Annotated in this window: 7 protein-coding genes; 4 read left to right on the top strand and 3 right to left on the bottom strand. The window is 71.3% G+C overall.

What is annotated here, in order from left to right; translation table 11 throughout:
- Positions 1 to 1,020: NAD-dependent epimerase/dehydratase family protein (locus RB614_RS34495; protein WP_308716901.1), on the top strand; the 1,020-nt coding region annotated here is incomplete at its 5' end.
- Positions 1,017 to 2,306: a hypothetical protein gene (locus RB614_RS34490; protein WP_308716900.1), complete on the top strand. Its 1,290-nt coding sequence runs from the start codon at positions 1,017 to 1,019 to the stop codon at positions 2,304 to 2,306. The genes RB614_RS34495 and RB614_RS34490, both read left to right, overlap by 4 nt.
- Positions 2,307 to 2,799: 493 nt before the next feature.
- On the opposite strand, the gene RB614_RS34485 is transcribed toward RB614_RS34490, so the two are convergent.
- From RB614_RS34485 to RB614_RS34475, 3 genes are read right to left on the bottom strand one after another with little or no spacing between them, the layout of a single operon-like run.
- Positions 2,800 to 3,555 carry an FkbM family methyltransferase gene (locus RB614_RS34485; RefSeq protein ID WP_308716899.1) on the bottom strand — a complete coding sequence of 252 codons (756 nt, stop codon included), beginning with the start codon at positions 3,553 to 3,555 and terminating at the stop codon, positions 2,800 to 2,802.
- A 41-nt stretch (positions 3,556 to 3,596) separates the two neighbouring features.
- Positions 3,597 to 4,661: a hypothetical protein gene (locus RB614_RS34480; RefSeq protein ID WP_308716898.1), complete on the bottom strand. Its 1,065-nt coding sequence runs from the start codon at positions 4,659 to 4,661 to the stop codon at positions 3,597 to 3,599.
- A 3-nt stretch (positions 4,662 to 4,664) separates the two neighbouring features.
- On the bottom strand, positions 4,665 to 5,264 hold the full coding sequence (locus tag RB614_RS34475) for an acyltransferase (protein WP_308716897.1): 600 nt from the start codon (positions 5,262 to 5,264) through the stop codon (positions 4,665 to 4,667).
- A 453-nt stretch (positions 5,265 to 5,717) separates the two neighbouring features.
- Here RB614_RS34475 and RB614_RS34470 point away from each other — a divergent pair, with 453 nt between their 5' ends.
- Both RB614_RS34470 and RB614_RS34465 read left to right on the top strand, forming a co-directional pair.
- On the top strand, positions 5,718 to 6,797 hold the full coding sequence (locus RB614_RS34470) for a Gfo/Idh/MocA family protein (protein ID WP_308716896.1): 1,080 nt from the start codon (positions 5,718 to 5,720) through the stop codon (positions 6,795 to 6,797).
- 64 nt (positions 6,798 to 6,861) lie between these two features.
- Positions 6,862 to 7,842, top strand: coding sequence for an NAD-dependent epimerase/dehydratase family protein (locus RB614_RS34465; RefSeq protein WP_308716895.1), 981 nt, complete (start codon positions 6,862 to 6,864; stop codon positions 7,840 to 7,842).
- Positions 7,843 to 7,873: the final 31 nt, after the last annotated feature.

Below are 7,873 nucleotides of genomic sequence, written 5' to 3'. Positions count from 1 at the left end.
AAGGTCTTGGTTACCGGTTCGGCCGGGTTCATCGGCGGTTATGTGGTCGAGGAGCTGCTCGGGCGTGGCCACGAGGTGGTCGGGTTGGACAACTACTCGAAGTACGGGCCGGTCACGCACAGCTACGATGATCATCCTGGGTATCGGTTTGTGGAGGGTGATGCCCGGGACACCGCTCTGGTCACCGAGCTGGCCGCGGATTGTGATCATTTCATCGCGGGGGCGGCGATGATCGGTGGGATCTCCTATTTCCACGCCTACGCCTACGACCTGCTCGCGACGAACGAGCGGATCATGGCGGCGTCGTGTGACGCGGCGATCGCGGCGCACCGCGACGGCCGGCTGCGGAAGGTGACCTATATGTCGTCGTCGATGGTGTTCGAGTCGACCGAGCGTTGGCCGTCCAGGGAGGGTGATGAGCGTCGGGTCCCGCCGCCGTTGTCGTCGTACGGGTTTCAGAAGTTGGCGGTGGAGTATTACGCGCGGGCGGCGTGGGAGCAGTACCGGTTGCCGTACACGATCGTGCGGCCGTTCAACTGTGTCGGGGTGGGTGAGGGCCGGGCGTTGGGTGAGGCCGAGGTGTTGTCCGGGAATGTGAAGCTGGCCATGTCGCATGTGGTGCCGGACCTGGTGCAGAAGATCGTGAAGGGTCAGGACCCGTTGCACATCCTGGGTGAGGGAAACCAGGTGCGGCATTACACCTACGGTGGTGACCTGGCGGCTGGGATCGTGACCGCGATGGAGCACCCGGCGGCGGTGAACGAGGATTTCAACCTGTCCACCGCGGAGTCGACCACGGTGCTGGAGCTGGCGCAGGTGATCTGGGGCAAGATCAAGGGCCCGGAGGTGCCGTTCCGGTACGTGTCGGATGATCCGTTCGAGTACGACGTGCAAAAGCGGGTCCCGGACGTGACCAAGGCCAAGCAGGTCCTCGGCTTCGAAGCCACGACCAGTCTGGACACCATGCTCGACGAGGTCGTCCCCTGGGTGACCCAAGCCGTACACGACGGCCGGTTGTGACGATCGCCGAGACCCTGTTCGCGGCGCCGGCGCGGGTGGAGACCGCCCGCCCGGCCCGCTGGCGGGGCATCGCGCTCGGCGCGGCCGCCGTCGCCGCCGGCACCGCACTCGGCCTCCTGCGGCAGCCGGGCGCCGGTGCGCTCGACACGATCTGGGCCGAGGACGGGGGCATCTTCCTCGCCGAGGCGGTACGCCAGGGGCCGTTCGACGCGCTCCTCACCTCGTACGCCGGCTACTTCCACGCCGTACCCCGCCTGATGGCCGCGGTCGCCACCCTCTTCCCGGCCGGCGCCGCCTCGACGGTGCTGGCGCTGGAGGCGGCGCTCGCGGTGTCGCTGCTGGCCGTCCTGGTCTTCGCGGCGAGCGGCAGCCACCTCACCGGCACGCTCTCCCGCGTGCTGGTCTCGGCTGTCGTCGTGGTCGTCCCGGTGGCCCAGGGCGACGTGCTCAACTCCATCGCCAACTTCCACTGGTACGGCCTCTACGCCCTCTTCTGGATACTGATCTGGACGCCGTCCCGGCCGGCCGGGCGCGCGGTGGCCGTGGCGGTGACGTTCCTCGTGGCGGCCAGCGACATCGTGGCCGTCGTCTTCGTGCCGCTGGCCCTGTGGCGCATGGTGCACCGCCCCGACGGTGCCAGCCGCCGCGTCGCGCACGGCGCCGCGCTCGCCGGCGGGCTCGGCGCGGGGCTGCTGATCCAGTTCGCCGGCCTGCTGAGCGGGTCGAGCGAGCGCGACCTCTCCCCCGACCCGGTGCTCGCGGTCAGCGGCTTCCTGCTCCGCGCGGTGCCCGCGCCGCTCATCGGCGAACGCTGGCTCGGCGACGGCGTCGACGCCCGCTGGGTCGCCCTGGCCGCGGTCGCCTGGCTGGTCGTGGCCGCGGCTCTCCTGGCCGCCTACACCCGCCGCACCCGTCCCGCCTGGACGCTCGCGGTGGTGGCCGGCCTGCACGCGGCCGCGCTCTACATGCTGCCGGTCCTGCTCGCCGGCACGGCCACCCCGCGCTACGCCGTGGCGCCCGCCATGCTCGTGGTGACCGCGCTGGTGGCGCTGCTGCGGCCGGCCGGCTCACGGATCCCGCTCTACGCGCTCGCCGCGCTGCTCGCGCTCGTGGCCGCGGTCAACCTCCGCGTCGACAACACCCGCGCGGACGGTCCCTTGTGGAGCGACGAGCTGGAGCGCGCACGCACCGCCTGCGCCACCGGCGACCAGGCCACCGTGCCGATCACCCCGCGCGACGCGACACCCCCGTGGCAGGTCCGCGTCCCCTGCGACTACGTCCGCTGACCGACCCCCGCCGCCGTGGCCGGCCGGCCCGAGGGCGGGAGGGCATGTGTTGGTGCGGGCGGCTCTCAAGCTGCCCCGTCTGTGCGTCCGGCGCGCCGTGCCCGACCAGGTCGCGGAATGCCCGGCCAGCCCGGGCGAAGAGCCAACAAATCCGAGCTACCGCGACGCCCGTCGTGGTCCAGACCGTTGCGCGGGGTGCCCGGGGAAACGTGGAGCGCAGCGGAGCGTTTTCTTGGGGTGCGTTCGCGCGGCCTCACCCTCCGCGCCCGGTCACGGTTCCCCCTCGGCCGCCGCGCGCCCGGCGCGGTCCCGGGCGGGCAGCTCCAGAGCTTCGCGCACGGACACCTCGGGTCCGGCGACAGCGCGCCGCAAGCCCGCACGGTGCCCCGTCTGCGCGGGCAGCTCCAGAGCTTCGCGCCACGTTTCCCCGGGGACCCGGCGCATGCGATCCGCGGGTGGCGCGGACCGGGGCAAAATGTCTGGCTCTGGCTCCTCAGGATGGCGACAGGCGGGCGTAGACGTCACCGGAGCGGCCGAGTGGGCGGATGCGGTCCATCATCTGGCGCAGCTCGGCCGCGTCCATCCAGCGCTCGCTGACCAGCCGCGAGGTCTCCACGGGCGAGTAGTTGTAGCGGTAGCCGCCCGCCGTGGCACCCAGCTTTTCCACCATGTCGAGCACGGCGATCGAGGCGGCGTAGGCGGAAGGGAGGTATTCGAACGAGAGCGCGCGGACCGGGCGGCTGAGCCCGGCCAGCACGTCGGCCTCGAAGCCCTCCACGTCGATCTTGCAGAACGCCGGCTCGCCATGGGTGGCGATCAGCGCGTCGAGCGTGGAGACCTGGACCTCGACCGCGCGGTCCCAGCGCACCCGGCGGAAGCCGCTGTCGGCCGAGACCGACTCCATCCAGTCGGTGGACATCGACGAGACGGTCGGGGTCGCGCTGGAGAGCGCCAGCCGCGCGGTGCCGGGCTCGGCGCCGACCGCGCCCGCGAAGATCGTGACGCCCTCGTCGCGGCCGAAGAAGAGGCGGAGCACGCGCAGGCAGTCGGGCTGCGGCTCGACGGCCACGACCCGCGCGCCAAGCTTGCGCCAGGCGCGCACCCGGCTGCCCACATGGGCGCCGATGTCGAAGCCGACGTCGCCCGGCCCGAGGAACTGCGCGTACAGCCGTCGCATCCGCCGGTGCTTGGCCGGCTGGCCGTGGTAGATCACCAGGGATCGCGCGATCCCCCAGACACGGTCAAGCATCCCCAGACGCTACCGCGTCCGCGCGAGGGCATCGCGGGGTATCAGGGATTGAGCGCCTTGTTGCTACCCTGCCAGGCGTTTCCCTTCCACACGTTGCCCGGGTTCTTGTGCCAGGCCGCCACCGGACCGTAGCTGCCACAGCTCTTGTGGAACTTCGTGCCGAAGCGGTTGTCGATGTATCGGATGTCGCTGCTGTTCGGCCCGCCGCCGTACGTGCAGTAGCCGCCCGCGGTGTTGAAGAGGTTCTTCTCCACCAGCACGTTCTTGATCGTGGGCTCGTCGTAGAGGGACAGCGCGGACGAGCAGCCCTGCTTGTCGGCCGACACGTTGGTCCGGGCGCACTCCAGGTTGTTGTGGATGAGCGTCAGGTTGGCCCCGCCGTTGGCGCCCGCGGCGGCCTGGTGCGCACCGTCCGTGTACGTGAAGTCGTGCGCGAACGAGTCCTTGATCGTGACGTTGCCACCCATGCTGATGCCGGTACCGGTGTCGTGCACGTGGCACCGGATGCAGGTGAAGTTGGGGCCGCCGATCGCCGCGCGGTCGGGGTTGGTGTTGCCCTTGTCCTCGATCTCGACGTCGATCAGCGTGAGGCCCTGGAAGTCCCAGTCGGTCATGTACGACGCGTAGACCGAGCCCTTGACGTGCGAGCGCTTGACGGTGACGTTCTTCGCCACGATCTTGAGATCCTGCGGGAAGTAGCAGCTGTCCAGGACCGCGTTGTTCTTGCGGATGTCACCGTTGCAGTTCTTCAGCTTGACGCCGGTGTGCTGCCAGCCGGTGCAGTTTTCGTCCGGGAACGCCGGGAACGGCGGGCACGCCGAGGGCCCGTCCGCCGCGGTCGCGGCCTTCGCGCTCTTGCTCGCCGAGGGCGACGGGCTGGGCGAGGCCGACGGTGACGGGGAGGGCGAGGCGGAAGGGGTGGCGGCCGGGCTGGTCGACTCGCCCGCCGTGCTCGCGCCGGCGAGCGGCTGGCCGGCCGGCTCGGCCCGGGACCGGTCCCACACGGAGTCCGACTGGGTGACGACGGCGACCGCGCCTCCACCGATCATCAGGAGCGCCACCGCGCCGAGCACCAGCCGGCCGCGTCTGGAACCGAGGATCGCCATTACCTAAACCTCCGTGAGCAGTCCGGCCGATTCGTGGTACTCGGTGCCGGTCCGGGGACAGACGAAGCGCCCTTCACCCTTGGCGACAAGTGGCTCACCCGCACGCCCGACCCAGCCGACCCGCCGTGCGGGAACGCCGACGACGAGCGCGAAGTCCGGAACGTCCTTGGTCACCACGGCACCCGCGGCGACGAGTGCCCACCGGCCGATCTTGACCGGTGCCACGCAGACGGCGCGGGCGCCGATGGCGGCGCCCTCCCCGACGACGACGCCGACCGCCGTCCAGTCGTCGCCGCCCTTGAGCCGGCCCTCCGGGGTGACGGCCCGCGGGTACTCGTCGTTGGTGAGCACCGCCGCCGGTCCGACGAAGACCCCGTCGGCAAGCTGCGCCGGCTCGTACACGAGGGCATAGTTTTGCAGCTTGACGTTGTCGCCGAGGCGGACTCCAGGTCCGACGTACGCCCCGCGGCCAATCACGCAATCGCGTCCGACCTGGGCATCTTCGCGCACCTGGGCCAGGTGCCAGACCTTGCTGCCGTCGCCGATCGTGGCGCGCTCGTCCACGTCGGCGCTCGGCGCGACCTGCGCGCCGGGTTGGGCCATCGTGCGGATCCTTACGTCTAGGCCGGTAGCCGCGGCGCGGCCACGCATCTGGCTGGCCTCTGGTCCGCGCATCCGGGCCCGCGACACGCGGCCGGAGGCAAGACACGTGGACCAGAGGCAAAGAACAGTAGGCAACCGCGACAGCCTATTGTTGCCGCCTTGCCGCTTGGTGTCGGCTAACCGACGCGGCGCCACGTCCGGCCCGAGAGTGGGGCATGAGCAGGCCGAACGTGGTTGGCTACCGGCCGAGGGTGCGGGCCGGACCGGCCGTCGGGTGGGGCCGCGCGGCCGAAGGGACAGGTGATCCGCGTGGCTCTGCCGGATTTCTGTCAGTCCGCTGGTCCGGATCTTCCGCCGGGCGATAGCCTGCCCGAGCGGATCTGAGTCCGCCTTGCCGTCGCGCGGGTTGCCGGCGGCACATTCCACCTCGATACGGACTGAATCGGGATATCTGTGACCTCACCCCATGTCCCGGCCGCCGCGCCGGTAGAGCCCATCGGCGTCGCGGTCATCGGAGCGGGCTACTGGGGCCCCAACCTCGTACGCAACTTCCAGTCCTCCAGCGCGTTCCGGCTGCGCTGGCTCTGCGACCTCGACGTCGAGCGCGCGAAGCGGGTGCTCGGTGGGTACTCCACCGTCCAGACCACCGCCGACCTCGACGAGGTGCTCGCCGACGACCAGGTGCGGGCGGTGGCGATCGCCACACCGGCCGGCACCCACCTGCCGGTCTCGCTGGCCGCCCTGCGCGCCGGCAAGCACGTACTGGTGGAAAAGCCGCTCGCGGCCAGCCACGCGGAGGGGCGCCAGCTCGTGGAGGAGGCCGACCGGCGCGGCCTGACGCTGATGTGCGACCACACCTACTGCTACACGCCGGCGGTGCTGCGCATCCGCGAGCTCCTGCACGCGGGCGAGCTGGGCGAGGTGCACTTCTTCGACTCGGTACGGATCAACCTGGGCCTGGTGCAGCGCGACATCGACGTGCTGTGGGACCTGGCGCCGCACGACCTGTCCATCCTCGACTTCGTGCTGCCGCCCGGCGTGCGCCCGGTGGCCGTGGCCGCGCACGGGGCGGACGGCATCGGCGCCGGGCGGGCCTGCGTGGCGTACCTCACGCTCCAGCTCAGCACCGGCGCGCTCGCCCACATCCACGTCAACTGGCTGTCCCCGGTGAAGATCCGTACCACGATCGTCGGCGGGTCGAAGCGGACGCTGGTCTGGGACGACCTCAACCCGTCGCAGCGCCTCTCGGTCTTCGACCGTGGCGTCGACGTGGCCGCCCCCGACGAGATCGGTGACGAGCTGCGGCGCGACATGCTCATCTCGTACCGCTCCGGCGACATGGTCGCCCCGGCGCTCGCCGAGCGCGAGGCGCTCCGCACGATGGTCGAGGAGTACGCGCGGGCGATCCGCTCCGGCACCCCGGCCCTGACCGACGGGCGCGCCGGCCTGCGCGTGCTCGGCATCCTCGAGGCCGCGTCCCGCAGCCTCACCAACGGCGGCACGATGGTCCGGCTCGACGAGGGAGAGAAGTGAGCGAGCGGAGCGGGCGGCGCCTGCCGCCGACGACGGCGATTGAGCGAGCGAAGGAGGCCGCGGCGTGAGCGCGGGGGTCGAGATCGAGGGCGCGCGGGCGCTGGTCACCGGCGGCGCCGGCACGATCGGCTCGCACGTGGTGGACGAGCTCGTGCGCGGCGGTGCGGCGGACGTCGTCGTGCTGGACAACTTCGTGCGCGGCCGCAAGGACAACCTGGCCTGGGCGCTGGAGCACGGCCCGGTGCGGATCGTCGAGGGCGACATCCGCGACGCCGCGCTGGTCCGCGAGCTGACCAAGGGCAACGACCTGGTCTTCCACCTCGCCGCGATCCGGATCACCCAGTGCGCCGAGGAGCCCCGGCTGGCCAACGAGGTGCTGGTCGACGGCACGTTCAACGTGCTGGAGGCGGCCGCGGCGGAGCAGGTACGCAAGGTGGTCGCCTCGTCCTCCGCGTCGGTGTACGGGCTGGCCGAGGAGTTTCCGACGACCGAGCGCCACCACCCGTACAACAACGACACGTTCTACGGCGCCGCCAAGGCGTTCAACGAGGGCATGCTGCGCAGCTTCCACAGCATGTACGGGCTGGACTACGTGGCCCTGCGCTACTTCAACGTGTACGGCCCGCGGATGGACATCTACGGCCTCTACACCGAGGTGCTGATCCGCTGGATGGAGCGGATCGAGTCGGGTACTCCCCCGCTGATCCTCGGCGACGGCCTGCAGACGATGGACTTCGTGCACGTGGCCGACATCGCCCGTGCCAACGTGCTGGCCGCCCGCGCCGACGTGACCGACACCGTCTACAACGTGGCCAGCGGCACCGAGACCAGCCTCAAGGAGCTGGCCGCCGCGCTCAGCGAGGTGATGAAGTCCGACCTCGCGCCGGAGCACGGCCCGGCCCGCGCGGTCAACGGCGTGACCCGGCGCCTCGCCGACACCTCGACGGCGCTCCGCGAGATCGGCTTCACGGCGGAGATCAGCCTGCGCGACGGCCTCCAGGGCCTGGTCGACTGGTGGCGCGCGAGCAAGGGACTCACGGCATGAGCGAGCGCGCCGGCGGGCCGGCCGTCGCGCC

The sequence above is a fragment of the Phytohabitans maris genome, from assembly GCF_031085175.1.
Taxonomy (GTDB): Bacteria; Actinomycetota; Actinomycetes; order Mycobacteriales; family Micromonosporaceae; genus Phytohabitans; species Phytohabitans maris.
The sequence above is the reverse complement of the archived record's forward strand: the minus strand, read 5'-3'. Positions and strand labels throughout refer to the sequence as shown.

Coding starts and splice junctions, on each gene's coding strand:
- RB614_RS34480 (WP_308716898.1), bottom strand. CDS start 4,661: ATGGCGATCCTCGGTTCCAGACGCGGCCGGCTGGTGCTCGGCGCGGTG.
- RB614_RS34475 (WP_308716897.1), bottom strand. CDS start 5,264: ATGGCCCAACCCGGCGCGCAGGTCGCGCCGAGCGCCGACGTGGACGAG.
- RB614_RS34485 (WP_308716899.1), bottom strand. CDS start 3,555: ATGCTTGACCGTGTCTGGGGGATCGCGCGATCCCTGGTGATCTACCAC.